This is a genomic window from Achromobacter sp. Marseille-Q4954, from assembly GCF_943737025.1.
Taxonomy (GTDB): domain Bacteria; phylum Pseudomonadota; class Gammaproteobacteria; order Burkholderiales; family Burkholderiaceae_B; genus Achromobacter; species Achromobacter bronchisepticus_A.
The window spans coordinates 321,745-346,487 of sequence record NZ_CALSFQ010000004.1 but is presented as its reverse complement, the minus strand read 5'-3'; the positions used below and the strand labels follow the sequence as shown (position 1 = coordinate 346,487).

The following is a 24,743-nucleotide window of genomic DNA, read 5'->3' as shown; positions in this document are numbered from 1 at the left end:
GCCGCGCCTTGCTCCAGGGCGGCCGCGCGGATCGCGCCCCGTCACGCCTCTTCAAGCAACCGCAAACCTTCGTAGGCACACGTGCCAATCCGGCGCCCATCCTGCGTGGCGCGGCCCTTGCACGTCTGTCTGGTTCTCATCGCTTGATTCATGGATTGTTTTTTCGATGTACTCAAAAATAGACAAATACTAGGGTTTATACGAATAATATCGGCAATATTTTCATTCTATAAAGCTTCATTGTTTTTTTATTGTATTTATAGAGATGAAAATTGCTCTGATGGGCTGCGGTGAGGTTGGTTCCTGCTATGCGCAGGCTTGGAGCGCCGCCGGGCATGCGCTGGTCGGGATCTGCGAGCTGCGGCAGGACCTGGAAATGGCGGGCCGTGCCCGGCGTCATGGCGCCGGATTGCATGCCGAGCCGGGGGCGTGGCTGGGCGAGGCGGACATCGTGGTGTCGGCGGTGTATGGCCATGCGGCGCTGGAGATGGCGCGGCAGAGCTTCCCGCACATGCGCCAGGACGCGGTCTACGCCGACTTCACGACAGCCAGCGCGCCGGACATGCAGGCCGCTTCGGCCGCCGCCGCCGCACAGAACATCGACTTCACCGACGTCGCGATCATGGGCGCCATTGCCCTGCTGGCGGAACGCACGCCCTTGCTCTGCGCCGGGACCGGCACGGACACCGTGCTGCGGCTGGCCGAGAGCGGCGGGGCGCCGGCGCGCGCCATACAAGGAGCGGCGGGCGATGCCGTGCGCCTGAAGCTGCTGCGCAGCATCATGACCAAGGGCATGGAAAGCCTGGCCGTGGAATGCCTGGTGGCAGCCGAGTCCATGGGATTGAGAGCCTCGCTGTACGAGGTGCTGGCGGATATCGACCAGACGCCGCTTACGGCCTTCATGGATTCGTTCGTCCGATCCCACGTGCTGCATGCGCAGCGCCGCCAGGCGGAAGTCCAGGAGGCCCGCGAGCAACTGCTGGAGGCGGGACTGGAGCCGCTGGTTCTCGACGGCGTCGAACGGCTTTTTGGCCGCACCAGCAGAGGTATCCAGGATGCGCGGGCGGATGGCGATTTCAATCTGCCGGACTCCGTCGAGGCCCGCCTGGCCTGGCTCACGACGCTGGCGCGCGAACGCTGAACGTCGTACCGCAACGCGATGCCGCGGACGGCATATCCAACAAAAACCAACTGTGTGAGGAAGACAATGAAGGTCCTGAAGAAACTCCTGGCCGCCACGCTCGTGCTGGGCTGCGCCGCCGCGAACGCGGCCGATATGGGCACGGCGCCCATCACGCTCATTTCCCCGTTCCCGCCCGGAGGCGGCACGGATACGCTGACGCGCATGATCGGCAGCGCGATCGGCCAGGACCAGGGCTGGAACATGGTGGTGGAGAACAAGCCGGGCGCCGGCGGCAACCTGGCGCTGGACGCCACCGCCCGCGCGCGTCCGGATGGACATACGCTGGTGATGGCCCAGACCGACAACATCGTGCTGAATCCCTGGCTCTACAACAAGCTCAGCTACGACACGTTCAAGGATTTCAAGCCGGTCGGCCCGGTGGCCACGTCGCCGAGCGTTTTCGTGGTGCTGCCCGAATCGCCGTTCAAGACGGTCGGCGATGTGGTCAAGGCGGCACAGGCCCGCCCCGGCGTGGTGTCGCTGGGGATTCCCGGCATCGGCGGCACTGGCGACCTGACGGGCTATCTCTGGCGCAAGGCGGCGAACATCGAATTGATGCACGTGCCGTACCGCGGCTGGGGCCAGGCGTTCCCGGACCTGGCCAGCGGCCGCATCGACATGTATGTGGGCTCGGTGGCTTCGCTGCTGCCGCAGATCCGCGGCGGCAAGGTCCGCGCGCTGGCCGTGGTTGCCAAGGAGCGCGCGCCGGCCTTGCCCGACGTGCCCACGTTCGCGGAAAGCGGATTCAAGACGATAGACCAATCGATCTGGTGGGGCCTGATGGCTCCCGCGAAGACGCCGGACGACGTGGTCGCCGCGCTGAACAAGGCTCTGCAGCAAGTCCAGTCCCAGCCCGAGCTGGTGAAGAAACTGGAGGACGCCGGCTATAGCGTGCTCAAGGGCACGCCCGAGGATCTGGCCCGCCAGCATCGGGCGGACCACGAGATCTTCGGCAAGGTGGTGCAGGACGCCGGCATTCCCAAGCAGTAATGGCAACGCATTGCAATTCCCGACAGGAGCAAAAATGATCGGTTTCGAGATCCATGCCCGCAAGCGCGCGGTGAGCAAGCAAACCGTGGACAAGTTCAAAGGCGTGCCGGTCGCCAATATCAGCGACTGCATGTCGCGGATGACGGCCGGCGGCGCGCCCTTGCAACCCATGCACGACGGCAGCCCGCTGGCCGGTCCGGCCCTGACCGTGCGCACCCGTCCTGGCGACAACCTGCTGGTGCACAAGGCGCTTGATCTGGCGCAGCCCGGCGACGTGATCGTGGTGGACGCGGGCGGCGACCTGACCAACGCCATCATCGGCGAAATCATGACCAGCTACGCGCAGACACGCGGCATCGCAGGCATCGTGATCAACGGCGCCATCCGCGATAGCGGCACGATCCGCCGCGGCGCGTTTCCCGTCTACGCGGCCGGCGTGACCCACCGCGGGCCCTACAAGGACGGGCCTGGCGAGATCAACTGCGTCATTGCCTTGAATGGCATGACGATTGCGCCGGGAGATCTGATCCTGGGCGACGAGGACGGCCTGCTGTCGATTCCGTTCGAGCAGACGGAAGCGGTTTACCAGGCCGCTCAGTCCAAGCACGAACTGGAAACGAAGATGCTGGCGGATATCGCGGCGGGTTCGCTGGACACGTCCTGGGTCGATGCCCGGCTCAAGCAACTGGGCTGCGCGGAGGCGCGGCCGTGAGCCTGACGGCGCGGCTGGCGGACAAGATGCGCGTCGTCCGGCTGGACCTCTGGATCGATCCTGCGTTCGACGCCTGCCTCGGGCGCGAGCCGGCCCTGAGCATCGAAGTGTTGCCTGCGAAGGGTGACGCGATCACGGCGGCGGGGCTGGCCGGCGCGGATGCGTATCATGTCAGCGCGGCCAAGGACGAAGTCCCCGCGCGCTGGCAGGTAACGGAAAGCCTGCTGGCGCAGTGTCCGGAATTGCTTTGCGTGTCCTCGGGCGGCGCGGGCTACGACACCGTGGACGTCGCCGCCTGCACGCGGGCCGGGGTTGCGGTGGTGAACCAGGCAGGCGCCAATGCCGCGTCGGTGGCGGAAATGACGTTCGCCTTGCTGCTGTCGCTGGTCAAGCGCCTGCGCGAATCCCAGGCCGCGCTGCAAGCGGGATCCGCCGCTACGCGCGAGGCCCTGATGGGGCGCGAGATCGACGGACGCGTGCTGGGCATCGTGGGCATCGGTGAAATCGGCCGCAGAGTCGCGCGCATTGCCGCTGGCTTTGGCATGCGGGCGATTGCCTGCGACCCGCTGCTGCCTCCCGAGGAAATCCGGGCGCGCGGCGCCGAACCCGTGAGCCTCGCGCAGTTGCTCGAACAGGCCGACGTGGTGAGCCTGCATTGTCCGCTGAATGACGACACGCGGGGCATGATCGGGACCGAAGCGTACGCCAGGATGCGTCCCGGCGCGCTGTTCATCTCGACCGCGCGCGGCGGCATCCATGACGAGCAGGCGCTGCTTGCCGCCTTGCAGGACGGACGGCTGGCGGGAGCGGGACTGGATGTCTGGAGCCAGGAGCCCCCTTCGCCCGGGCATGGTCTGCTGCTGCGTTCCGACGTGGTGGCAACCTATCACACGGGAGGCGTCACGCACGAGGGCCGGCGCAAGGTCGCGCAAGGGTCCGCCAGCCAGATCATCGACATGCTGGCCGGTCGCCGTCCCGCCCGGCTGCTGAATCCAGAGGTCTGGCCCAGGTTCCTGGAGCGCCTCGCGCAACGCCAGCGTTGACGCGGTCAGGCGCGAATGCCGGGACAGCCTTCCGGTATAGTTCGGGAACCCGGATCAGGAGTCATGCGCCATCATGTCGAGCGCCCGCGATTACGTCTATGCAGAGCTGCGCCGCCGCTTGATGGCAGGCTCTTTCATGCCCGGTGAACGGCTGCGCGAAGAGCACATCGCGGCCGAGCTTTCCGTCAGCCGGACGCCGGTGCGCAGCGCGATCGAGCGCCTGGTGACGGACGGCCTGGTCAAGCACGAAGGCCGGCGCGGAGCGGTGGTATTGGGCTGGCAAGACCGGGACATCGATGAAGCCTTCGAGCTGCGCATGCTGCTTGAACCGTATTCCGCCAAGGCGGCCGCCGAACGGGCCAGCCCGGAGCAGATACTCGAACTCGAGCGCATCAATCAGTGCATGCTCGATGCCATCAACGCCGATGCGCCCGACAGCGTGGCGCAGGTGCAGCACTACAACAACCAGTTCCACCACGCGCTGCTCGACGCGGCGCAGTCCGCGCGGGTGCGTTCCATGGTGGAAAACCTGCTGGACATGCCCATCATCATCGGCTCGTTCTACTTCTATACCAAGGACGACATGCTGCGCAGCGTGGAGCATCATCGCCAGATCATCGCGGCGCTGCGCGCGCGCGATGCGGAATGCGCGCAGATCGCCATGCGCTTCCACCTGGCTGCCACGCATCTGCTGTTCCGCAGCCACCGCAAGCCGGGCCAGTAGCCCAGGGCTTACTCCCGAACGCGCTTTTCCGGTTGTTTTTTCTCGGATCGGGCCTCGGCCCGCGCCTGCGCGATGATGGCCTGGGCGGTCCAGCGCGCCACGTCCGTGAGTTCGGGCAGCTCCAGTTTCCAGATGTCCTTCAACACCAGGAACACCTCCGTTCCATAGACCAGCGACAGGGCCTGGGCCACGCGGTCCAGCTGGGCCGGCGTCAGCTCGGGCGCCAGCGGCGCGATGGCGCGCCTGAGGATGTCGACGCGATGGCCACGCACCAGCCGGGGCTCGGTCGCGGCGCGTCCGGCGCTGGCTTCGGCGTGCTGCTGCAGCGACACCATGATGGCGGCGCGCAGCGGCGCTTCGTGCGCGGCCAGCCGGGGGTAGGCGAAGCGCAGCAGTTCGTCGACGCGGTCGGCGGCGTCGGGCGCGGTGGAGTCCCAGGCCAGGATGGGCCCGAGGCTCTCGTCCACCACCGCGGCGATCAGCGCGCTCTGGCTGGGGAAGTAGCGGTAGGCGGTGGCGCGCGATACCTGCGCGTGTTCGGCCAGTTCGGCCACCGACGGCGTGATGCCCTGGGCCATCAGCCGCTGCGCCGCATCCAGCAGGATCTTGCGCATGCGCGCGCGCGGCCCATGCGGCGGTTCGCCGCTGGCGGCGGCTTGCGGGCTGGCGGGCGCGATCAGGCGCGCCGTGCCGGCCGTGGAGGGGGCGGGAGTTTGACGTGAGACAGGTGTCTCAGTATGATTCTTTCGTCTCATTTCTAGATTCTACAGGCCTCGCGGCCTCACATATCGAGGCGCGCACCGAGTGTAGCCGCCCGCGGAGGAGTCATGACGCATTCGAACCGGCGGGTCTACGTGGCCGCCACCTACGACACCAAGGGCCAAGAGGCTGAATATGTGATGGACCTGCTGCGCCGGGACGGACTGGATCCGGTGTCGGTGGACGTGTCCACTTCCGGCGCCGCCAGCGCGGCGCAGGTGCAGGCCAGCGTAGTGGCCGCCAGCCATCCGGACGGCGCCGGCGCGGTCTTCACCGGCGACCGGGGCACGGCCATCGCGGCCATGGCGCTGGCGTTCGAACGCTATGCGGCCGGCAACGCCGGGATCGGCGCGCTGCTGGGACTGGGCGGCTCCGGCGGCACCGCCTTGATCACGCCCGCGATGCGCGCGCTGCCGATCGGCACGCCCAAGCTGATGGTGTCGACGATGGCCTCGGGCAATGTCGCGCCCTATGTCGGGCCCTCGGACATCGCCATGATGTATTCCGTGACCGACGTCGCGGGCCTGAACCGCATTTCGCGCCGGGTGCTGGCCAATGCCGCCGGCGCAATCGGCGGCGCCTTCAAGCAGGCGGCGAGCGCCGCGGCCGATGACGGCCGGCCCGCCGTGGGCATCACCATGTTCGGCGTCACTACCGCCTGCGTGCAGCAGGTGACGCCGCTGCTGGAGTCCCGCTACGACTGCCTGGTGTTCCATGCCACCGGCACGGGCGGGCAATCGATGGAGAAGCTGCTGGACAGCCATCTGCTGGGCGGCGTGCTGGACCTGACCACCACCGAAGTCTGCGACTTCCTGTTCGGCGGCGTGCTGGCCTGCACCGAGGACCGTTTCGGCGCCGTGGCCCGCACCGGCCTGCCCTACGTGGGCTCCTGCGGCGCGCTGGACATGGTGAACTTCGGCGCCATGGACACCGTTCCGGAACGCTACCGCGGCCGCAAGTTCTATCCGCACAATCCGCAGGTGACGCTGATGCGCACCACCGTGGAAGAAAACACCCGCCAGGGCGAGTGGATCGCCGCCAGGCTGAATCACTGCCAGGGTCCGGTGCGCTTCCTGATTCCGGAGGGCGGCGTCTCCGCGCTGGACGCGCCGGGGCAGGCGTTCTGGGATCCGCAGGCCGACGCGGCCCTGTTCGCGGCGCTGGAGAAAAACCTGGTGCAGACCGCCGAGCGCCGCCTGGTGCGCGTGCCTTGCCACATCAACGACCCGCTCTTCGCCCAGACCGCGGTCGACCAATTTCTTGAAATCGCTACACACTGAGGACCGCCGCCATGCCGCGCTTTGACCGCAACGAACTCCTGGACAAGTATCGCGCCATGGTGCGCGCGCGCACGCCTATCGTCGGCGGTGGCGCGGGCACCGGCCTGTCGGCCAAGTGCGAGGAAGCGGGCGGCATCGATCTGATCGTGATCTACAACTCGGGCCGTTATCGCATGGCGGGCCGTGGGTCGCTGGCGGGGCTGCTGGCGTATGGCAACGCCAACGAGATCGTGGTGGACATGGGACGCGAAGTCCTGCCGGTGGTGAAGAAGACGCCGGTGCTGGCCGGCGTCAACGGCACCGACCCGTTCTGCGATTTCGACGTGTTCCTGGACGACCTCAAGCGCCAGGGCTTTGCCGGCGTGCAGAACTTCCCCACCGTGGGCCTCATCGACGGCACCTTCCGCGCCAACCTGGAAGAGACCGGCATGGGCTACGCGCTGGAAGTGGACATGATCCGCCTGGCGCACAAGAAGGGCATGCTGACCACGCCCTACGTGTTCAACGAGGACGACGCCGTGGCCATGACGAAGGCCGGCGCCGACATCATCGTGGCCCATATGGGCCTGACGACCGGCGGTTCGATCGGCGCCGAGACCGCGCAGACGCTGGACGGCTGCGTGGCGGCTATCGACCGCATCGCCGCGGCTGCGCTGGCGGTGCGGCCGGATATCATCGTGCTGTGCCACGGCGGCCCCATCGCCACGCCCGAGGACGCGGCCTACGTGCTGCGCGCGTGCAAGCATTGCCATGGCTTCTATGGCGCAAGCTCGATGGAGCGGCTGCCCACCGAACAGGCGCTGACCGCGGCGACCCGCGAGTTCAAGAGCCTGACGTTCTGATTCCGTCGTTTCCGACGTTTTCCCAATCCCTGGGCCGCGCGCCCGCAGGAGTCCGCATGCCGCATACCGTACACGTCAGCGCCATCATCCACGCGCCGCTACAGCAGGTCTGGGCCAGTTTCCGAGATTTCAACGGCCTGGCCGCCTGGCATCCCGGCATCGCCGAAAGCCGCCTGGAAGAGGGCGGCCGCCACGACGCCGTAGGCAGCGTGCGGCATCTGTCGCTCAAGCCTTCCGGCTTCGTGCGCGAGCAACTGCTGATGCTGGACGATCCGGGCACGGCGCTGCGCTATTCCATCATCGAAACCGATCTGCCCATGCGCGACTATGTCGCCGGCGTGGCGCTGCATGCCATCACCGAAGGCGGCCACACGCTGGTGGAGTGGTGGGCGGATTTCCGCGTCGAGGGCGCGGAGTTGAGCGACGTGGCCAACGCCGTGGGCCGCAATGTGTTCGCGGCGGGGCTGGCGGCGCTGGATGAGAAGCTGCGCGGGGCCTGACCGCGCCGGGTATCCTTCAGGCTTTCAAACCCTTGGCCGGCATGCGCTTGCAGCCGGCCGGCAGCGGCGCGGTGCGCAGGTAGTCGTGGATCGCGCGGATCAGCGCCTGCGCGGCGGGGCTCAAGGGGTATTCCTTGTGCCGGATGATGCAGACCGTGCGTATGACCGTGGGGCGGGCCAGCAGCGCGTAGGCCAGGCCCGGCTCCATCACCCGCTGCGCGGCCAGCGCCGGCAATAGCGCCACGCCCAGGCCGGCCTGGACCAGCGCCGCCTGCGAGGTGGTGCTGGACGCTTCGTAGAACGGCGCGCCGGCTTCTATCGGCAAGTCGGCGCGGGCGCGCAACAGCGCCATGATGCCGGTCTCGTCCACCACCCCCACCAGTTTGCGGCCGGCCAGGTCCGACCAGCGCATCGTGCCGTCGCGCGCGGGGCGCAGGCTGGCGTCGTCTTCCCGGTACAACACGCCGAAACGGTCGTCCAGCAGGGCGTCGAACTGCAGGCCGGGCGCGTCGGCCCAGCGGCTGGTCAGGCCGAAGTCCACTTCGCGCGCGGCGACCTTGCGCTGGATGCGGCCGGAGTTGTCGTCGCTGAGATACAGGCGCACGGCCGGGTAGCGGGCGGAAAAGGCCGCGGCGGCGGGCGCGATGATCTGCGTGATGGCAGACGGTGCCGCCGCCACTCCCACGCGCCCGCGTTCCAGTGCGCCATAGCGTTGCACGTCGTCTATCACGCCATCGAAATCCGCCAGCAGCCGCATGACGCGCGGCAGGAATTCCTCGCCGGCCGCCGTCAGCAGCACGCGCCGGCTGGTGCGCGCGAAGAGCTGCGTGGCGAGCGCGTCCTCCAGCTGCCGCACCAGGCTGGTCACCGACGACTGCGTCTGGAACAGGCGCTTGGCGGCGTGCGTGAAGCTGGATTCCTGGGCCACGGCGACGAAGGCGGTCAGGTGCTTCAGGGTGACGTGCTTGGGCAGACGATTCATTTCAAATCACGATAGATGGATCAATAAAAACAATTTTCACAGATTGATCGGGCGGACGATACTAGACCCTTTCGGCGTCCGCTGGCCTGGCGTATCCGCCGACAAGACCCTCAAGGCAGGAGCACCATGCGGCAGGAACCTCTGGATCTGATCATTGAAGGCGGATGGGTCATCGACGGCCTGGGCGGCCCTAGGCGGCGCGCCGACGTGGGCGTGGCGGGCGAGCGCATCGCCGCCATCGGCGACCTGTCGGGCAAGGCGGCCGCGCGCCGGGTGGATGCGCGCGGCAAGATCGTGGCTCCCGGCTTCATCGACGTGCACGGCCATGACGACCTGATGTTCGTGGAGCGGCCTGGCCTGGAATGGAAGACCACGCAAGGCATCACGTCGGTGGTGGTGGGCAATTGCGGCGTGAGCGGCGCGCCGGCGCCCTTGCCGGGCAATACCGCCGCGGCGCTGGCCTTGCTGGGGGAAACGCCCTTGTTCGCCGACATGCAGGCCTATTTCGGCGAGCTGCGCGCGCAGCAGCCCATGATCAACGTGGCGGCCCTGGTGGGGCACGCCAACCTGCGCCTGGCCGCCATGCGCGACCCGGCGGCGCAGCCTACGGCCGAGGAGCAGGAAAGCATGCAGCGCATGCTGGACGAAGCCCTGGCCGCGGGCGCGGTGGGCTTCAGCACCGGCCTGGCCTACCAGCCTGGCGGCGCGGCGCGTCCCGCCGAACTGGAGGGGCTCGCGCGGGTGGCGGCGGCGCGTGGCGCCATGCACACCAGCCATATCCGCAACGAGGGCGACGAGGTCGAGGCAGCCGTCGACGAGGTGCTCTCGGTGGGGCGCAACACGGGCTGCGCCACCGTGCTGTCGCACCACAAATGCATGATGCCGCAGAACTGGGGCAAGAGCCGCGCCACGCTGGCGAACATCGACCGCGCGCGCGGCGACGGCGTGGAGGTGGCGCTGGACATTTACCCGTACCCCGGCAGCTCCACCATCCTGATTCCGGAGCGCGCCGAAACCATCGAGGACATACGTATCACCTGGTCCACACCGCATCCCGAATGCGGCGGCCAATTCCTCAGCGACATTGCGGCGCGCTGGGGCTGCGACAAGACCACCGCGGCGCAGCGCCTGTGTCCGGCGGGCGCGATCTACTTCGCCATGGACGAGGCCGAGGTACAGCGCATCTTCCAGCACGAGTGCTGCATGGTGGGTTCGGACGGCCTGCCCAACGACGCCCATCCGCATCCCCGGCTGTGGGGCAGCTTCACGCGCGTGCTGGGCCGCTACGTGCGCGAGGCCGAGCTGATGACGCTGGAGACCGCCGTCGCCAAGATGACTTCCCTGCCGGCCCGCGTGTTCGGCCTGGCCGGGCGCGGCCAGTTGAGCGAGGGCGCCTGGGCCGACATCGTCGTGTTCGACGCCGACACGGTCGAGGACCGCGCTACCTGGGAGGCGCCGACGCTGGCCTCCGCGGGCGTGGAGCACGTGCTGGTCAACGGCCAGCAGGTCTACCCGGCTGAAGCCGGCATGGCGCGGCCTGGCAAGATCCTGCGCCGTGAAGCAATGGCGCAAGCCGCCGCCGGCGCGGCCGCATAAGAATTCCAACCATCCCTACAGGAGACATACCCATGATGCGCAAGACTTGCGTAGCCCTGGCGCTGGCCGCCATGCTGCCCGCCGCCCACGCGGCTTTTCCCGACCATCCCATCACGCTGATCGTGCCGTTCCCGGCGGGCGGCCCGACCGACATCGTGGGCCGGCTCGCGGCCGCCAAGGCGGGCGAGATCCTGGGCCAGCAGATCGTCGTGGAGAACCGCACGGGCGCGTCCGGCACCATAGGCATGACCGCCACGGCGCGCGCCAAGCCGGACGGCTACACCGTGGGCCTGGCCACCGTCAGCACGCACGGCACCGCGCCGCACCTGTTCCCGAAGCTGACCTACGATCCGGTCAAGGATTTCACGCCCGTCAGCAACCTGGTCACCAGCCCCAACATCCTCAGCGTGAATCCGCAGTTCCCGGCCAAGACGCTGGGCGAGTTCGTCGAGCACGTGCGCGCCAATCCCAACAAGGACGGCTATGCCAACGCTGGCGCCGGCGGCGTGAACGACCTGGGCATGATCTGGTTCCTGCAGATCATCGGCGGCAAGATGAACAGCATTTCCTATCGCGGTTCGGCGCCCGCGCTGACCGATACGGTGGGCGGGGTGGTGCCGGTGATCTTCGATAACTTCCCGTCGTCGCTGCCCTACCTGAAGAGCAATCACCTGCGCGCCCTGGCCATCACCGGCGCCCAGCGCAACCCGCGTCTGCCGGACGTGCCGACGTTCGCGGAGCAGGGCTACAAGGACTACGACGTGACGGCCTGGTACGGCGTGGTGGGACCTGCCGGCATGCCCGACGACGTGCGCGACAAGCTGGCCGACGCCTTCGCTCGCGCCGTGCGCGATCCGGCGACAGCGGCCAAGATGGAAGAGACGGGCGCATTTCCGCTGGGCAATACCCCGGCCGAGTTCGGCCAGCAGATCCGCGCCGAACGCGACCGCTGGAAGACCGTGATCGAGAAGGCCGACATCAAGCTGCAGTAAACGCAGCGGACGCGTTCAATACACGTCGCGGCGGTAGCGGCCGTCGCGCTGCATGGCCTGCAGGCGCGCGGCGCCCAGTATGTCCTGCAGGGCGGCGTCCACGCCGCCGGCCATGCCTTGCAGGCTGCCGCAGACGTAGATGGCGGCGCCCGCGTCGGCCCAGGCGCGCACGGCTTCAGCTTGTTCGCGCAGATGGTGCTGTACGTAGCGGCGCTCGGCCTGGTCACGCGAGAACACCGCGTCCACGCGTTCCAGCGTGCCGTCATTGCGCCAGGCGTCGATCTCTTCCCGGCAGAACCAGTCGTGCGCCGCGTTGCGTTCGCCGAACACCAGCCAGTTGCGGCGCTGGCCCGCGGCGCGGCGCGCCTTGATCAGCGCGCGCAGGCCGGCCAGGCCGGTGCCATTGCCCACCAGCAGCAGCGGGCGGTCGTCGGCAGGCGCGTGGAAATTGCGGTTGACGCGCACGCGCAGGTCGATCGCGTCGCCGGGCTGCGCGATATGGGTGAGCCAGCCGCTGCCCAGGCCCAGCGCGCCATCGGCGCCGCGCATCTGGCGCACCAGCAATTGGATCGAACCGTCTTCCGGCAGCGATGCGATCGAGTATTCGCGGTGCGCGAGCAAGGGGCCGCCGGCTTCGCGCCGCGGGCCGATCTCGGCGATGTCGCCGGCCTGCCAGCCGCGCACGCCATCGGCTGGCGGCGTCAGCGTCAGCAGATAGCAGGGGCCGCCCTGGCTGTGCGGATTGAGCTGTTCGCGCGCGGCCAGGCGCCACGATTCGTAGACGGGCGCCTGCCAATCGGGCAGGTCGCTGCGTCCTGCCAGCAGGCCCAGGTGGTGCTGCCAATGGCGCAGGGCGGCGGGGTCGCCGTTGTCGACTTCAACCAGATCGAACAACGGCGTCGCGCCCTGGGCGTGCAGCCAGTCGTCCAGGCGATGGCCGAAGCCGCAGAACTGGGCATATTCGCTGTCGCCCAGCGCCAGCACCGCGTAGTGCGCGCCGGCAAGCGCCGGGACCGCCAGCTGCATCTGTCCGGCGAAGGTCGCGGCGGCGTCTGGCGGATCGCCTTCGCCATAGGTGCTGACCACGAACAGCATGCGGCGATACGCCGCCAGACGCTTGGCGTCCAGCTGTTCCAGCGCCGCCACGCGCACGGCGAGACCGCCCGCGCGCAGGGATTCGGCGGTCTGCGCCGCCAGCGATTCGGCGTAGCCGGTCTGCGTGGCGTAGGCGACCAGCAAGGTGTCTTCGGGGACGGGCGCTTGCAGGGCTTGCAGTGCCAGCGCCTGTTGCGCCTCATGGCGCTTGGCGCGGCGGCGGGCCCAGAGGCACAGGAGCAACCAGGCTCCCACCACGCATGCTGCCGCGATCAACCGGGTTGCTGGCATGTCGTCAGGCTATGGCGGCCAGCGCCTGGAATGCGGGCGTGGCAACGACGCGCCAGGCGTCGCGCTCGCGCAGGATGAACAAGGCCGCCAGATCGTGGCGGCGCGCATAGGCCAGACCCTCGTCTGCGCCCAGCACGGTCAGGGCGGTGGCGAGCGCGTCGGCCTGCATGCATCCGGGATGCAGCACGGTGACCGAGGCCAGATTGTTGCGCACCGGCATACCCGTGCGCGGATCGATGGTGTGGGCGTAGCGCTCGTCGCCGCTGCCCGCGTGGCGGCGGTAATCGCCCGAGGTGGCGATGCTGCGGTCGGACAGCGGCAGCGCCAGCGCATGGTCGTCGCTGGCGTCCGGCACTTCGATCGCCACGCGCCAGGGCTGGCCGTCGGGCCGTTTGCCGCGCGCGCGCAATTCGCCGCCGACTTCGACCAGGTATTGAGTGATGCCCAGCGCATCGAGCGCCATCGCGGCGCGGTCCACGCCGTAACCCTTGGCGATGGAGGAAAGATCCAGATAGGCGCCGCCCGGCTGCAGCGCGGCGCGGCGTTCGGTGTCCAGTTGCACGCGGCGCCAGCCGCAGCGGGCGCGCGCGGCCTCGATGGCGGCAGGCGCGGGCGGCTCGAAGGCGCGCTGGTGCGGACCGAACCCCCAGGCGTTCACCAGCGGTCCCACCGTGGGGTCATAAGCGCCGCCAGTGTCCCCGGCCAGCGCCAGCGCGTGGCTCAGCACATGGAAGAATCCCGCCGGCAATTCCTGCCAGCCAGCGGCGGCCTGGTTGTAGCGCGTGATGTCGGAATCCGCTTCCCAGGTGCTCATCTGGGCGACCACTTCGTCCAGCGCCGCCTGGATGGCATGGCGCGCCGCGGCTTCCGTGCGCCCGGCCGGCAGCGCCATGCGCGCCGACCAGGTGGTGCCCATGGTGGCGCCGGCCAGCGCCGCGGGCGCTGCCGGCATTGCGGGCATGGCGCCATAGGCGACGCGCACGGCAGTAGCCGGCGCGCCGCTCTGGGCGTAGGAAGGAGAGTTGGCCATGCGCCTGCGGCGGCTTAGGGCTGCAGCACTTCGACCGTGCCTGCGTAGGACAGGCGGCGCTTCTTGGCTTGCGGCACGCTGACCTTGGCATCTTCCATGCCAGCCTCGATCCAGTACAGGCCGGGCTGCGGCCACTTCACGGAGAACTTGCCGTCCTTGTCCGTCTTCAGCTGGATTTCGCCGACCTTGTCGCGATAACGGCTGCCGCCGGGCACCACGTTGACTTCCAGGTCGGCGGCGGGCTTGCCGTCCAGCAGCATCTGGAAGGTGGCGGGCTCGTCGGTGAACAGGTCGTTCGGGTGGGTCACGGGGGCCAGTTCCAGGCCGCGGCCGACCGGCTTGACGGCCGAGGGCTTGCCGGCGGTCACGAAGGTTTCGACGCGACCCAGGCTTTGCGAGACTTCCAGCTCATCGGCCTTGGCCGGCACGGCCTGCGCCAGGCCTTCGGGCTTGCCGAAGTAGCGCTTGTTCTTGCCGTCTTCCTTCCAGCGCGCGAACACGCCGTCGTTGACCACGGCCACGCGGTACGTGCCGGCCTGCTTCAGTTGCAGGTCGAAGGTGCTGCGCAGCTTGCCCTTATTGACGTTTTCGGCTTCGGCGGCGCTGCCGTCCGGAGCCGTCACGGCCAGGCCGTCCAGGCGCAGCGGGGCGTGGTTGAAATAGAACTTGTCGTTGCCGACGGCGGCGTCGACGGTGACCCAGCTGTCGACGCCGGACAGCACCGTCGAGGACGGCACCATCCAGACGTCATGCGCCTGGGAGGCGAAGGGCAGGCACAGCGCCAGGGCGGCGGCCAGTTTGGCGGCGGATTTCATCGTTGCGCTCCTAGGAGGTCTCAAGGTTTCAGGTCGAGCGCGATGGCGCCCAGTTCGTGTTCGCCGCGCGCGGTCAATTGCCCGGCCTTTTGCGGCGGCCATTGGAAGGGAATGCGCAGCAGCTCGCGGCCGCCGACTTCTCGCGCGGCTTCGACCACCACGGCGTACTGGCCAGGCTTCAGGCCCGACAGCGGCTTGCTGGCCGCGTCAAAGCTCAGCGCGTGCTTGCCCACGGGCTTGGTCGCGCCGCTGACGCCGTCCACCGGGAACTGCTGATTGCGGCCGCTGCGGCGCCACCATTGGCGCATGTCCTTGAGCCATTCCGTGCCTTCGTTGTTCTTCTTGGCCACGTCGTACCAGACGGCCAGGTCGGTCGCGACGCTCTGATCTGGGTTTTCGATCCAGATCGCGACGTAGGGACGGTGGTATTCCGCCACGTCCAGGCGCGGGATCTCGATGGACAGGCCGATGTCGGCCGCTTGGGCCGTTCGGGCGATCAGGCCGGCCAGCAGGGCCGACAACAACAGCTTGCGCATGGAAATCTCCAGGGGCGGATCGTTGGAATCAATGTATGAAAAGCAGGGCCAGCACCACCGGGATCACCACGCCCAGGCCGACCATGGGCCAGGTCGCGCTGCGGTTGCCGGCGTGCATCTTGAGCAGCACCAGACCGGTCAGCGAAAAGACCAGACAGGCGACGGCGAAGATGTCCAGGAACCAGCTCCAGGCCAGGCCGGTGTTGCGGCCCTTGTGCAGGTCGTTCAGGTACGAGATCCAGCCGCGGTCGGTGCGTTCGTATTCCACGTCGCCGCTGGCCAGGTCAATGGACAGCCAGGCGTCGCCGCCGGCGCGCGGCAGCGACAGGTAGACCTCGTCGGCCGACCATTCGGCGGGTTTGCCGGCGGCGGAGGCGTCCAGCGTCTGGTCCAGCCATTGCGCCACGGGCGCGGGCAACGGCGCCTTTTTTTGCGCGGGAGGAGGGGACAATTGCTGCAGCACGGCGTCCGGCATGCGGGCCTCGCGGCTGGTCACGACCGCCCGGGCCTCGATGTGCGAGGCGTTGTTCAGGGTCAGGCCCGTCACCGCGAACAACAGCATGCCCAGCAGGCACAGCGCCGAGCTGATCCAATGCCATTGGTGCAGTGTCTTGAGCCAATAGGCACGGCGGCGGGGAGTGGGTTGACTGTCCATGGGGTATAGGGTGAAAGCCCGCGGATTCTAACATTTAATGAGAATGACTCTTATAAATGTTGCGTCTGCCCGCCCGAGGAAATTTCAATCGATTTCGGGCCGCGCGTCGCGGCAGGGCGGGGGCGTCGTGGCGCCTGTCTGCCAGCGGCGATAAGATAGGCCACCCGTTACAAACACCGGAGGTCGTCATGCTTGAACAGCAAGTCGTGGATCAGATCGGTCGTCATTGGGGTTGGGTGGCGTTGCGCGGCGTGGTCGCCATCCTGTTCGGGCTCATGGCCTTGCTCATGCCCGCCATCACCTTGTCCGCGCTGGTGCTGGTGTGGGGCGCTTTCGCGCTGGTGGACGGCGTGCTGGCCCTGGTCGCCGGCGTGCGCATCCGCGACAACGGCAAACCCCTGTGGGCGCTCATCATCGTGGGCCTGCTGGGGATCGCGGCCGGCATCGTCACCTTCCTCTATCCCGGCCTGACCGCGCTGGTCCTGCTCTATATCATTGCGATCTGGGCGCTGGTGTCCGGCATATTCCAGGTCGTGGCGGCGATCCGTTTCCGCAAGGACATCCGTAATGAGTGGCTGCTGGGCCTCTCGGGCCTGGTGTCCATCCTGTTCGGCGGCATGCTGATCATGCAGCCCGGCGCGGGCGCGCTGGCGCTGGTCTGGGTCATCGGCGCCTACGCCGTGTTTTTCGGCATACTGCTGCTGGTCTTTTCCTTCCGCCTCAAACAGCACAAGGCGTCCTGAAATCCGATGTCCGCATACCAAACCCTGATTCCCCTGAATTTCCTGGCCGTGGGCCTGGGCGCCATGTTCGGCGCCTGGACCCGCTGGCTGGTCAGCATGTGGCTCAACGTGGAGTCCTGGCCCTGGGGCACCTTCGTGGTGAACCTGGCCGGCGGCTATCTGGTTGGGCTGGCGTTGGCGCTGGTGGCCGGGCATCCGGAATGGCCGGCCTGGGTGCGGCTGGGCGCAATCACGGGTTTCATGGGGGGCTTGACCACGTTTTCGACCTTTTCGGCCGAGACGGTGGCCATGCTGGAGCGCGGCGCCTACGCCAGCGCGCTGGGCTATGCGGGGTTCAGCCTGATCGGGTCGCTGCTGCTGACGGCGGCCGGCCTGGCCACCGCCAGCCTGTTACGCTAAGGCCTGCGGGCGGCGTTCAGGCCGCTGCCGGATTCAGCACGCGAGCGGCCTGCAGGCCACTGCGCACCGCGCCTTCCAGCACGCCCGGATAGCCCGTGTCGGTCCAGTCGCCGGCCAGCGCCAGGGTGGGCCAGGGCGTGGTATTCAGCGGCCGTGTCAGGCCCGGCACTGCCGCGAAGGTCGCGCGTTTTTCGATGAACAGTTCGGCGGCCGCCACCTCCGGCATGGCCGGCAGGCGCGCGGGATGGCGCGCCGCCTGTTCGGCCACTTGGTCGATCAGCGCCTCGATGAGCTGCCGGCGGTTGCGTTCCGCGAGGCCGGTGGCCGCGCTGGTCACGACCGCCAGTTCGCCGGCCTTGGTGTCGCCGGCCAGTTGCGCGCGGTCGAACAGCCATTGGCCGTAGTGGTCGCGGGCGGATTCCTCGCGCAGCATCATCATGGGTTCGGGCAGGCGCCAGGGATCCTGCAGCCGCAGGTTCAGCGTGGCGATGGGCATGTATTCGAACGCCTTGAGCGCATCCAGCAGCCCGGTGGCGCCGGCTTCCCGCAACGGCGCGTCGAGCAGCCGCGCGGCAAAGGTGGGAGGCACCGCCAGCACGGCTGCATCGAACCGTTCCTGGTTGATGTCGATGCCTTCAGCCGACGGGCGGAGCTGGCGCACGGTGCTGCCGTAGCGCATGGTCACCTGGCGCGCGGCGGCGTCGGGCCAGAGCGCGGACAGGTCGGTGCAGGGCAGCAGCATGTCGCTGTTTTCGCGGCTGCCGGTCAGGCTGTCGCGCAGCACGCGCGCAAACAGCGCGGCGCTGGCCGTGGCGGTCGGCGTGTTCAGCGCGGCCAGGCAGAGCGGTTCCCAGACCTGACGGATCAGCGCATCCGATTGCGCGTGGTAGTGCAGCAGATGCAGGACGGTCCATTCGCGCGGCGGCGTCCAGGCCATGGCTTTCAGGCCGCGCATCAGGCGCAGGGTCGCCAGGCGGTCCTTCCAGGCCAGGCCGCGCGCGCGCAGGATCGCCGCCGCCATGTGCAACGGCGCCGGCAGCCGCGGCGCGGCCAGGCGGAAGCGGCCGTCCAGGCTGGCCAACTGCAGCGGCCGGCGCATCAGCAAGGCGTCGGGGTTGCGGCCGACGCGGCGCATCAGCGCCAGCGTGTGCTTGTAGGCGCCCGACAGCAGGTGCTGGCCGTTGTCCAGCGGCGCGTCGAAATCGGTGTGGAAGACGCGCCGGGCGCGGCCGCCGGGCGTATGGCCGGCTTCGAAGACGGTGACTTTGGCGCCGGCTTCGCGCAGGGCGACGCTGGCTGCCAGGCCAGCCCAGCCGGCGCCGATGACCGCGGCCTTCACCGCGCCAACCGGCGGACCAGTCCGCGTCCGCCGCCCACCCAGGTCTTCCAGGCGAGCCACAGCTTGCGCAAAGGGGTGAGCGAGATGCGCTGGTGCAGCACCTGCCAGTTGTCGCGTTCGATCTCGTCGAGCAGCGCGTGGTAGATGGCCGCCATCATCAGGCCCGGGCGCTGCGCGCGGCGGTCGGCCTCGGGCAGGTTGCTCATGGCCTCGCGGTACAGCCCGCGGGCGCGCTCGGCCTGGAACTTCATCAGCGCGCTGAAGCGGTCGGAGTATTCGCCGTTCAGGATGTCCGAGGCCTTGACCTCGAATTGCTGCATGTCGTTGACGGGCAGGTAGATGCGGCCGCGGCGGGCGTCGTCGCCCACGTCGCGGATGATGTTGGTCATCTGGAACGCCAGGCCCAGCTTCTCCGCGTAGACCAGGGTCTTGGGGTCGGAATAGCCGAAGACGCCGGCCGACAGTTCGCCCACCACGCCGGCGGCGTGCCAGCAGTACTTGCGCAGGCCCGGCCAGTCCAGGTAGCGGGTCTGGTCCAGGTCCATTTCCATGCCATCGATGACGGCCAGCAGGCGTTCGCGCGTGATCGAACAGCTTTGCAGGTGCGGCTGCAGGGCGCGCGTCACCGGGTGGTCCGGATTGCCGTTGTACATCTGGTCGACCTGCGTGCGCCACCAGGCCAGCTTGACGCGGGCCAGCGACGGGTCGGTGCACTCGTCCACCACGTCGTCCACTTCGCGGCAGAACGCGTACAGGGCCGTGATGGCGCGCCGCCGCTCGGGCGGCAGGAAGAGGAACGAGTAGTAGAAGCTGGAACCGCTCTTGGCGGCTTTCTCCTGGCAATATTCGTCAGGGGTCATATCAGGTAATTGCGCGCCACAACATGATGGCCCAATCTTTGGCGCCCAATTCGGGGCGATTCATGAATACATCGTAGCCGCCCGCCTCGATACGCTCCAGCACGCGCAGCCCGCCTTGCACCACCAGGCGCAGCTCCAGGCCCATGCGGCCCGGCAGGCGGCGCGCCAGCGGAGCGCCGAAGTGTAGCAGTGCGCGGGCGCGTTCGACTTCGAAGGCCATCAGGTCGCGCCAGGCGGGCGTCAACCGGCAGGCGGCCAGGTCCTCGTCCGTCACGCCATGGCGGCGCAGGTCTTCCTGCGGCAGGTAGACGCGCTGCTTGTGCCAGTCCACCCGCACATCCTGCCAGAAATTCACCAGCTGCAGGCCGGTGCAGATGGCGTCGGCCTCGGTCACGTTGTGCGGATTGGTGGCTTCGAACAGGTGCAGCATCAGCCTGCCCACGGGATTGGCGGAGCGGGTGCAGTAATCCGCCAGCGTGGCGTAGTCTTCGTAGCGCTTGACGCTGATGTCCTGTTCGAAGGCGGACAGCAGGTCGTAGAACGGCGTGATGGGCAACTGGTGGCGCGCGATGGTGGCCGCGAGCGGCACGAAGATGCCGGCCAGTTCGGGCGAGCCGGGCGCGGGCGTGGCGCCGGGTTCGGCGCCGATGCGGTGCAGCTCGGCGCGGAACGCGGCCAGCTGGCTCAGCCGTTGCGCGTCGGTGGCGCTGCCTTCGTCGGCGATATCGTCCGCTGCGCGGGCGAAACGGTAGATATCGGTCACGGCGCCGCGCAGCCTGCGCGGCAGCAGCAGCGAGGCGACGGGAAAGTTCTCGTAGTGATCGATGGGCATATTTGGACTTGCGGATCTGGCCCGGGGGCCTGGACCGATCCATTTTAGAGTAGTCGCATCCAGGCGGCATGGCGCGACGCCGTGCGGGACGCGGATCAGTTAGACTTAAGCGCCACAGGATCCCACACCATGCCGCGTCCCATATCCGCCACCGTCTCCGTTTCCGCGCTTGCGCACAATCTTGCGGCCGTGCGCCGCCACCTGGACCAGACGGCGGCCGCCGCTTCCGGCCTGCCGCCTTCCATCTGGGCAGTGATCAAGGCCAATGCCTATGGGCACGGCATCGAGCAGGCCGTGGCCGGCTTTTCCAAGGCGCAAGGTTTGGCGATGCTGGACCTGGACGAAGCCGTGCGCTGCCGCGAGGCGGGCTGGGGCGGCCCCATCCTGCTGCTGGAAGGCTTTTTCGAACCCTCCGACCTGGACATCGTCGACCGCTACCACCTGAGCACCACGGTGCACAGCCGGGAGCAGCTGGACATGCTGGCCCGCGCGCGCTTCTCGCGCCGCGTCGACATCATGCTCAAGCTGAACAGCGGCATGAACCGCCTGGGCTTCAGCCCCGCAGCCTACGCCGCGGCGCATGAGCGCGCCATGCTGTTGCAGCAGCAGGGCGTGCTGGGCTCGGTGGGCAAGATGACCCATTTCGCCTGCGCCGACGGCCCCCAGGGCGTGAACGAGCAACTGGCGGTGTTCAATTCGGTGACGCATAAGATGCCGGGCGCCATCAGCGTCTGCAATTCGGCTGCCACGCTGCGCTTCGCCGAGATCGCGGTCGCTTCGGAAAACCAGGCGCACTGGGTGCGCCCGGGCATTTGCCTGTACGGCGCGTCGCCGTTCGCGGACGCCGAAGCCTCTTCCTTCGGTCTGAAACCGGCCATGTCGCTGCGCTCGGAAATCATTGCCGTGCAGGATCTGAAGGCCGGCGATTCGGTCGGCTATGGCGCCATCTTCCGCGCCGAACGCTCCATGCGCATCGGCATCGTGGCCTGCGGTTATGCCGACGGCTATCCGCGCCACGCGACCACCGGCACGCCGGTGGTGGTGGCCGGCATCCGCACCCAATTGGTGGGCCGTGTTTCCATGGACATGCTGATCGTCGATCTGGGGCCTGTCCCCACCGCCGGCGTCGGCTCGCCCGTGTCGCTCTGGGGCGAGGAAGGCCCCTCCGTGGACGAGGTGGCCCTGGCCGCCGGCACCATCGGCTACGAGCTGCTGTGCGCCCTGGCGCCACGCGTTCCGGTCACCCGGGACGTCTGAAACGCGCCGGCTCCTGGCTGCCGGGCAGGCTGTCCGGCAGGCAAGAATTGCTACGCAATTTACAAGACAGGTGACGCCGGATGGTGTCTACTTGGAAGACCGGGCGCCCAAGCGCCCGTTTTTTACCAAGAAAACAGAAGCGAGGTTTCAACCCATGAAGGACAAATGCGTGCTCGTCACGGGCGCCACCAAAGGCATAGGCTGGGCGCTTACTCAGCGGCTGTCCGACATGGGATGTCATGTGGTGGGCATCGCGCGCAACACCACCGACGTGGATTTCCCGGGCTACCTCTATGCCTGTGACCTGGCGGACGCCGGCCGCACCGAAGAGGTGCTGCGCGAGATCCGCGAGAAATTCCCGGTCGATGCCGTGGTCAACAACGTGGGCATCGTCTCGCCCCAGCCGCTGGGCGAGATCGACCTGGCCACGCTGTACAACGTGCTCGACCTGAACGTGCGCGTGGCGGTGCAAGTCACCCAGGCCTTCATCGAATCCATGAAGGTGCGCCGCGCCGGGCGCATCGTCAACGTGGTCAGCCGCGCCATCCATGGCGGCCTGGAGCGCACCGCCTATTCGGCCGCCAAGAGCGCGCTGGTGGGCTGCACGCGCACCTGGGCGCTGGAACTGGCCGAATACGGCGTCACCGCCAACGCGGTGGCCCCCGGCCCGATCGAAACCGAAATGTTCCGCGCCACGCGGCCGGCCGGCAGCGACGCCGAAAAGCGCGCACTGGCCTCGGTGCCCATGAAGCGTTTGGGCACGCCCGCCGAAGTGGCGGCCGCGATCGCCTTCCTGCTGTCGGACGACGCCGGCTTCATTACCGGGCAGGTGTTGGGGGTGGACGGCGGCGGCAGCCTGGGCGGCCGTTCCTGACGCTTCAAGCCTTGTTTTCAGCCTTTCACTGCGCTGCGGAACGCCGCGCCCAGGGCCGTCAGCGCCTCGCGCGCGCGGCCATCCCTGACCCTGGTGTGCAATAGGACTGGTAGTTGCGGCAGGGCAGGCAGTCCCAGCCTGGGGCCCGCGTCGACCGCGCCGAAGGGCAGCATGCGCGGAGACAACGCCGCAACGCCGAGTCCCGCCATCACGGCGGACGCGACCGCCATCACGCCGCCGCCCACAAAGACTTCCGCCCACGGTATGCCGGATTCGTCGAGCAGTTGTTCGGCGATGGCGCGCACGCCGCAAGGTTGCGCCATGGTGGCCAGGGGTAGCGGTTCGCCCGCCCGGTGCTGCCAGTCGGGCGCCGCGAACCAACCGAATTTTTCCTTGGTCAGGACCTGGCCGTCGTCGCGTCCCGCATGCAGGCGCACGATCACCGTATCGAGTTCGCGCCGGTCGTAGCTCTGGAGCAGATCGCCGGACGAGGCAATCCGGATCTCGATCAGCAACTGGGGATCCGCCGCGTTCATGCGTGCGATCAGCGCCGGCAGTTCCGGTCCCGCCACGTGTTCGCTGATGCCGACGGCAAGGCGCTGCCTGCCCTCGGCGGCCGCGGATAACGCGCGGTCGTGCGCCGCCAGGAGTTCGCGCGCCTGTCCAAGAAAGGCGGCGCCCCGCGCCGAAAGCTCCACGTACCGCGGCGTGCGTTCGATCAGGCGGAAACCAAGCCGGTCCTCGAGCCGCTTGAGTTTCAGGCTGATGGCCGCTTGCGTCGTCTGCAGGATTTCGGCGGCGCGCGTGAAGCTGCCCAGCTCGGCAATGCGGACAAAAGCCCTTACGGCAGCGACGTCCAGTGGGCGTTCAGTCATTTCAGATGCTTATCATTGAAATATAGAGCCATAGCTTATCAGAATGGCTAACATGGCATGGCACAACCACGGAGAAGCACCATGCCGCTAGTCCATGTCTCATTGCGCGCTGGCAAGCCGCAAGCCTATCGCCAGGCCATCTTCGACAATATCTATCTGGCCATGCGCGAAACGTTCAATGTTCCCGAAGACGACCAATTCATGACCATGTCCGAGCATGAGGCGTCGAACTTCCGCTACAGCCCGACCTACATGGATGTGGCGCGCAGCGACGACCTCGTGTACATCCAGATCACGGCGAACAACACGCGCAGCCTGGAACAGAAGAAGGCACTGTTCCAGCGGATCGCGCAGCGCTTGGGCGATGACCCTGGCCTGCGGCCCGAGGACGTGTTCGTGAACCTGGTGGAAGTGGCGAAAGAGAACTGGTCTTTCGGATACGGTCTCGCGCAATACGCTTGAGACCGGAAAGGGGGCGCTACGCGCCCAGCGCGCCGGCTTCCACCCGCAGCGCGTCCAGAAAGCGCTGCAGCGCCGGCGCTGCTTCCACCTGCGCCCGCTGCACCACGCCTACCGGCGGCAGGTTCCAGTCGGGGCGGAATCTCAGGATGGCCAGCACGCCCAGCGCGGCGTAGTGCTGCGCCACCGCGCGCGGCATGGCCGAAAGCAGGTCGCTGCTGCGCAACAGCACCTCGTTGGCCAGCAGCGATACCGATTCGGCCATGGGCGCGCGCAGCGTCAGTCCCTGTTCGGCGAAGTAGGAGTCGATGCGCTGGCGCAGCGGCGCCTGGGGCGGCGGCAGGATCCAGTCCTGCCGCGCCAGCGCGGCGGCGGTGATGCGGGTGGACTTGGCCAGCGGATGGCCGATGCGCGCCACCACGCAGATGGGTTCTTCGTACAGGACCTCGGTACGGAACACGGGTTGCGTGGCGTCCAGCATCAGGCGGCCCAGCACGCAATCGAGTTCGCCGCGCGCCAGGCCGGCCAGCAGCGCGTCGTGCGCGCCTTCCTGCAGCATGACGGTGACGCCGGCATGGTCGGCGCGCAGGCGCTGCAAGGCGCGCGGCACCAGCACGGGCAGGGCCACCTGCTGCACGCCAACGCGGATGCGGCCGCTGGCGCCGGCCGCCAGCGCCGCGATCTCGTTGCGCGCGCCGGACAGGTCGGACCAGAGCACATCGGCCTTGCGCGCCAGCGCATGGCCAAATCCCGTGGGCACGATGCCGCGGCGCGTGCGCTGGAACAGCGGCACGCCGAACATGTCTTCCAGTTCCAGCAGCTGCTTGCTGGCCGCGGGCTGCGTCATGCCGAGCTCGGCCGCGGCCTTGTGCACGCTGCCCAGCGCGTATAGCGCGCGCAGCAGGTCCAGGTGGCGCATGCGCAGGCGTCCGCCGATGTGGTGCAGCTCTGGAATGCGGGGAGTGGCTGGCATTTTGTGGAATTCCTGTTGGTTATCACAGCATTCTAATAATTGATTAGATTGTATGCACCCCATACCTATACTGGATCGCAGTTCAACGACCTGTGCAAAAGGGGAAA

General features: G+C 68.0%; 27 protein-coding genes. 15 read left to right on the top strand and 12 right to left on the bottom strand.

Annotated features, from left to right (window positions below; all coding sequences use genetic code 11):
- The first annotated feature begins 265 nt into the window (after window positions 1-265).
- The 5 genes from NGK62_RS29875 (at window position 266) to NGK62_RS29855 (ending at window position 4,652) form a co-directional block, all read left to right on the top strand.
- Window positions 266-1,141, top strand: coding sequence for an NAD(P)-dependent oxidoreductase (locus NGK62_RS29875; RefSeq protein WP_251881725.1), 876 nt, complete (start codon window positions 266-268; stop codon window positions 1,139-1,141).
- Between the two features lie 66 nt (window positions 1,142-1,207).
- Window positions 1,208-2,173, top strand: coding sequence for a Bug family tripartite tricarboxylate transporter substrate binding protein (locus tag NGK62_RS29870; protein ID WP_059379934.1), 966 nt, complete (start codon window positions 1,208-1,210; stop codon window positions 2,171-2,173).
- A gap of 34 nt (window positions 2,174-2,207) precedes the next feature.
- Window positions 2,208-2,885, top strand: coding sequence for an RraA family protein (locus NGK62_RS29865; RefSeq protein WP_118934307.1), 678 nt, complete (start codon window positions 2,208-2,210; stop codon window positions 2,883-2,885).
- Window positions 2,882-3,928: a hydroxyacid dehydrogenase gene (locus tag NGK62_RS29860; protein ID WP_251881723.1), complete on the top strand. Its 1,047-nt coding sequence runs from the start codon at window positions 2,882-2,884 to the stop codon at window positions 3,926-3,928. Before NGK62_RS29865 ends, NGK62_RS29860 begins: the two co-directional genes overlap by 4 nt.
- A 73-nt stretch (window positions 3,929-4,001) precedes the next feature.
- Complete coding sequence (locus tag NGK62_RS29855; RefSeq protein ID WP_059379932.1) at window positions 4,002-4,652, top strand: GntR family transcriptional regulator; 651 nt, start codon at window positions 4,002-4,004, stop codon at window positions 4,650-4,652.
- Between the two features lie 8 nt (window positions 4,653-4,660).
- On the opposite strand, the gene NGK62_RS29850 is transcribed toward NGK62_RS29855, so the two are convergent.
- On the bottom strand, window positions 4,661-5,332 hold the full coding sequence (locus tag NGK62_RS29850) for a TetR/AcrR family transcriptional regulator (protein WP_251881933.1): 672 nt from the start codon (window positions 5,330-5,332) through the stop codon (window positions 4,661-4,663).
- A 147-nt stretch (window positions 5,333-5,479) separates the two neighbouring features.
- Between NGK62_RS29850 and NGK62_RS29845 the strand changes: the two genes are divergently transcribed.
- The 3 genes from NGK62_RS29845 to NGK62_RS29835 are packed head-to-tail and all read left to right on the top strand — an operon-like array spanning window position 5,480 to window position 8,033.
- The gene (locus NGK62_RS29845) at window positions 5,480-6,691 is read left to right on the top strand and encodes a Tm-1-like ATP-binding domain-containing protein (RefSeq protein ID WP_251881721.1); all 1,212 of its coding nucleotides are present in this window, start codon (window positions 5,480-5,482) and stop codon (window positions 6,689-6,691) included.
- An 11-nt stretch (window positions 6,692-6,702) separates the two neighbouring features.
- Complete coding sequence (locus tag NGK62_RS29840) at window positions 6,703-7,533, top strand: phosphoenolpyruvate hydrolase family protein (RefSeq protein ID WP_118934313.1); 831 nt, start codon at window positions 6,703-6,705, stop codon at window positions 7,531-7,533.
- A 56-nt stretch (window positions 7,534-7,589) separates the two neighbouring features.
- Window positions 7,590-8,033 carry an SRPBCC family protein gene (locus NGK62_RS29835; RefSeq protein ID WP_059379929.1) on the top strand — a complete coding sequence of 148 codons (444 nt, stop codon included), beginning with the start codon at window positions 7,590-7,592 and terminating at the stop codon, window positions 8,031-8,033.
- Window positions 8,034-8,049: 16 nt separating this feature from the next.
- Here the strand turns inward: NGK62_RS29835 and NGK62_RS29830 are convergent, their stop codons facing one another.
- Entirely contained in the window at window positions 8,050-9,015 is a 966-nt protein-coding gene (locus NGK62_RS29830; protein WP_251881719.1) for a LysR family transcriptional regulator, read from the bottom strand.
- 126 nt (window positions 9,016-9,141) lie between these two features.
- Here NGK62_RS29830 and NGK62_RS29825 point away from each other — a divergent pair, with 126 nt between their 5' ends.
- Window positions 9,142-10,611, top strand: coding sequence for an N-acyl-D-amino-acid deacylase family protein (locus NGK62_RS29825; protein WP_251881717.1), 1,470 nt, complete (start codon window positions 9,142-9,144; stop codon window positions 10,609-10,611).
- Window positions 10,612-10,643: 32 nt separating this feature from the next.
- A complete protein-coding gene (locus NGK62_RS29820) occupies window positions 10,644-11,603 on the top strand; it encodes a tripartite tricarboxylate transporter substrate binding protein BugE (RefSeq protein ID WP_165867952.1) in 960 nt (319 codons plus the stop codon).
- Between the two features lie 15 nt (window positions 11,604-11,618).
- Here NGK62_RS29820 and NGK62_RS29815 read toward each other — a convergent pair whose 3' ends face one another.
- From NGK62_RS29815 to NGK62_RS29795, 5 genes are read right to left on the bottom strand one after another with little or no spacing between them, the layout of a single operon-like run.
- Window positions 11,619-12,989 carry a sulfite reductase subunit alpha gene (locus NGK62_RS29815; protein ID WP_251881715.1) on the bottom strand — a complete coding sequence of 457 codons (1,371 nt, stop codon included), beginning with the start codon at window positions 12,987-12,989 and terminating at the stop codon, window positions 11,619-11,621.
- Window positions 12,990-12,993: 4 nt separating this feature from the next.
- Window positions 12,994-14,019 carry an FAD:protein FMN transferase gene (locus NGK62_RS29810; protein WP_502803470.1) on the bottom strand — a complete coding sequence of 342 codons (1,026 nt, stop codon included), beginning with the start codon at window positions 14,017-14,019 and terminating at the stop codon, window positions 12,994-12,996.
- A gap of 14 nt (window positions 14,020-14,033) precedes the next feature.
- Window positions 14,034-14,834, bottom strand: coding sequence for a DUF4198 domain-containing protein (locus NGK62_RS29805; protein ID WP_059379924.1), 801 nt, complete (start codon window positions 14,832-14,834; stop codon window positions 14,034-14,036).
- Between the two features lie 20 nt (window positions 14,835-14,854).
- Window positions 14,855-15,370 carry a DUF2271 domain-containing protein gene (locus NGK62_RS29800; RefSeq protein WP_059379923.1) on the bottom strand — a complete coding sequence of 172 codons (516 nt, stop codon included), beginning with the start codon at window positions 15,368-15,370 and terminating at the stop codon, window positions 14,855-14,857.
- A gap of 28 nt (window positions 15,371-15,398) precedes the next feature.
- Window positions 15,399-16,025, bottom strand: a complete 627-nt coding sequence (locus tag NGK62_RS29795; protein ID WP_059379922.1) for a PepSY-associated TM helix domain-containing protein — start codon at window positions 16,023-16,025, stop codon at window positions 15,399-15,401.
- A 188-nt stretch (window positions 16,026-16,213) separates the two neighbouring features.
- Between NGK62_RS29795 and NGK62_RS29790 the strand changes: the two genes are divergently transcribed.
- Together NGK62_RS29790 and crcB are read left to right on the top strand one after the other, a co-directional pair.
- Window positions 16,214-16,768, top strand: a complete 555-nt coding sequence (locus NGK62_RS29790; protein WP_054452451.1) for an HdeD family acid-resistance protein — start codon at window positions 16,214-16,216, stop codon at window positions 16,766-16,768.
- A 6-nt stretch (window positions 16,769-16,774) separates the two neighbouring features.
- On the top strand, window positions 16,775-17,167 hold the full coding sequence (crcB, locus tag NGK62_RS29785; RefSeq protein ID WP_059379921.1) for a fluoride efflux transporter CrcB: 393 nt from the start codon (window positions 16,775-16,777) through the stop codon (window positions 17,165-17,167).
- 16 nt (window positions 17,168-17,183) lie between these two features.
- On the opposite strand, the gene hpnE is transcribed toward crcB, so the two are convergent.
- Genes hpnE through hpnC form a run of 3 tightly spaced genes read right to left on the bottom strand, consistent with a single transcriptional unit; the run spans window position 17,184 to window position 20,198 of the window.
- Window positions 17,184-18,506: a hydroxysqualene dehydroxylase HpnE gene (gene hpnE / locus NGK62_RS29780; protein WP_251881713.1), complete on the bottom strand. Its 1,323-nt coding sequence runs from the start codon at window positions 18,504-18,506 to the stop codon at window positions 17,184-17,186.
- Entirely contained in the window at window positions 18,503-19,366 is an 864-nt protein-coding gene (hpnD, locus tag NGK62_RS29775; RefSeq protein ID WP_059379919.1) for a presqualene diphosphate synthase HpnD, read from the bottom strand. The genes hpnE and hpnD overlap by 4 nt, the downstream gene beginning before the upstream one ends.
- A gap of 1 nt (window position 19,367) precedes the next feature.
- Entirely contained in the window at window positions 19,368-20,198 is an 831-nt protein-coding gene (hpnC, locus tag NGK62_RS29770) for a squalene synthase HpnC (protein ID WP_059379918.1), read from the bottom strand.
- Window positions 20,199-20,327: 129 nt separating this feature from the next.
- Between hpnC and alr the strand changes: the two genes are divergently transcribed.
- On the top strand, window positions 20,328-21,455 hold the full coding sequence (gene alr, locus NGK62_RS29765) for an alanine racemase (protein WP_251881711.1): 1,128 nt from the start codon (window positions 20,328-20,330) through the stop codon (window positions 21,453-21,455).
- Between the two features lie 154 nt (window positions 21,456-21,609).
- Window positions 21,610-22,329, top strand: coding sequence for an SDR family oxidoreductase (locus NGK62_RS29760; RefSeq protein WP_042794220.1), 720 nt, complete (start codon window positions 21,610-21,612; stop codon window positions 22,327-22,329).
- 17 nt (window positions 22,330-22,346) lie between these two features.
- Here NGK62_RS29760 and NGK62_RS29755 read toward each other — a convergent pair whose 3' ends face one another.
- The gene (locus NGK62_RS29755) at window positions 22,347-23,204 is read right to left on the bottom strand and encodes a LysR substrate-binding domain-containing protein (protein WP_251881709.1); all 858 of its coding nucleotides are present in this window, start codon (window positions 23,202-23,204) and stop codon (window positions 22,347-22,349) included.
- A gap of 81 nt (window positions 23,205-23,285) precedes the next feature.
- Here NGK62_RS29755 and NGK62_RS29750 point away from each other — a divergent pair, with 81 nt between their 5' ends.
- Window positions 23,286-23,666 (top strand): tautomerase family protein, encoded by a 381-nt coding sequence (locus NGK62_RS29750; protein ID WP_251881707.1) that lies wholly within the window; start codon window positions 23,286-23,288, stop codon window positions 23,664-23,666.
- A gap of 16 nt (window positions 23,667-23,682) precedes the next feature.
- On the opposite strand, the gene NGK62_RS29745 is transcribed toward NGK62_RS29750, so the two are convergent.
- Complete coding sequence (locus NGK62_RS29745; RefSeq protein WP_176088235.1) at window positions 23,683-24,636, bottom strand: LysR substrate-binding domain-containing protein; 954 nt, start codon at window positions 24,634-24,636, stop codon at window positions 23,683-23,685.
- Between the last annotated feature and the right edge of the window lie 107 nt (window positions 24,637-24,743).

Bases quoted from the DNA above. Each gene is read 5' to 3' on its own strand.
- NGK62_RS29875 (WP_251881725.1), top strand. From the start codon at position 266: ATGAAAATTGCTCTGATGGGCTGCGGTGAGGTTGGTTCCTGCTATGCG.
- NGK62_RS29870 (WP_059379934.1), top strand. From the start codon at position 1,208: ATGAAGGTCCTGAAGAAACTCCTGGCCGCCACGCTCGTGCTGGGCTGC.
- NGK62_RS29865 (WP_118934307.1), top strand. From the start codon at position 2,208: ATGATCGGTTTCGAGATCCATGCCCGCAAGCGCGCGGTGAGCAAGCAA.
- NGK62_RS29855 (WP_059379932.1), top strand. From the start codon at position 4,002: ATGTCGAGCGCCCGCGATTACGTCTATGCAGAGCTGCGCCGCCGCTTG.
- NGK62_RS29845 (WP_251881721.1), top strand. From the start codon at position 5,480: ATGACGCATTCGAACCGGCGGGTCTACGTGGCCGCCACCTACGACACC.
- NGK62_RS29840 (WP_118934313.1), top strand. From the start codon at position 6,703: ATGCCGCGCTTTGACCGCAACGAACTCCTGGACAAGTATCGCGCCATG.
- NGK62_RS29835 (WP_059379929.1), top strand. From the start codon at position 7,590: ATGCCGCATACCGTACACGTCAGCGCCATCATCCACGCGCCGCTACAG.
- NGK62_RS29830 (WP_251881719.1), bottom strand. From the start codon at position 9,015: ATGAATCGTCTGCCCAAGCACGTCACCCTGAAGCACCTGACCGCCTTC.
- NGK62_RS29825 (WP_251881717.1), top strand. From the start codon at position 9,142: ATGCGGCAGGAACCTCTGGATCTGATCATTGAAGGCGGATGGGTCATC.
- NGK62_RS29820 (WP_165867952.1), top strand. From the start codon at position 10,644: ATGATGCGCAAGACTTGCGTAGCCCTGGCGCTGGCCGCCATGCTGCCC.
- NGK62_RS29815 (WP_251881715.1), bottom strand. From the start codon at position 12,989: ATGCCAGCAACCCGGTTGATCGCGGCAGCATGCGTGGTGGGAGCCTGG.
- NGK62_RS29810 (WP_502803470.1), bottom strand. From the start codon at position 14,019: ATGGCCAACTCTCCTTCCTACGCCCAGAGCGGCGCGCCGGCTACTGCC.
- NGK62_RS29805 (WP_059379924.1), bottom strand. From the start codon at position 14,834: ATGAAATCCGCCGCCAAACTGGCCGCCGCCCTGGCGCTGTGCCTGCCC.
- NGK62_RS29800 (WP_059379923.1), bottom strand. From the start codon at position 15,370: ATGCGCAAGCTGTTGTTGTCGGCCCTGCTGGCCGGCCTGATCGCCCGA.
- NGK62_RS29795 (WP_059379922.1), bottom strand. From the start codon at position 16,025: ATGGACAGTCAACCCACTCCCCGCCGCCGTGCCTATTGGCTCAAGACA.
- NGK62_RS29790 (WP_054452451.1), top strand. From the start codon at position 16,214: ATGCTTGAACAGCAAGTCGTGGATCAGATCGGTCGTCATTGGGGTTGG.
- crcB (WP_059379921.1), top strand. From the start codon at position 16,775: ATGTCCGCATACCAAACCCTGATTCCCCTGAATTTCCTGGCCGTGGGC.
- hpnD (WP_059379919.1), bottom strand. From the start codon at position 19,366: ATGACCCCTGACGAATATTGCCAGGAGAAAGCCGCCAAGAGCGGTTCC.
- hpnC (WP_059379918.1), bottom strand. From the start codon at position 20,198: ATGCCCATCGATCACTACGAGAACTTTCCCGTCGCCTCGCTGCTGCTG.
- alr (WP_251881711.1), top strand. From the start codon at position 20,328: ATGCCGCGTCCCATATCCGCCACCGTCTCCGTTTCCGCGCTTGCGCAC.
- NGK62_RS29760 (WP_042794220.1), top strand. From the start codon at position 21,610: ATGAAGGACAAATGCGTGCTCGTCACGGGCGCCACCAAAGGCATAGGC.
- NGK62_RS29755 (WP_251881709.1), bottom strand. From the start codon at position 23,204: ATGACTGAACGCCCACTGGACGTCGCTGCCGTAAGGGCTTTTGTCCGC.
- NGK62_RS29750 (WP_251881707.1), top strand. From the start codon at position 23,286: ATGCCGCTAGTCCATGTCTCATTGCGCGCTGGCAAGCCGCAAGCCTAT.
- NGK62_RS29745 (WP_176088235.1), bottom strand. From the start codon at position 24,636: ATGCCAGCCACTCCCCGCATTCCAGAGCTGCACCACATCGGCGGACGC.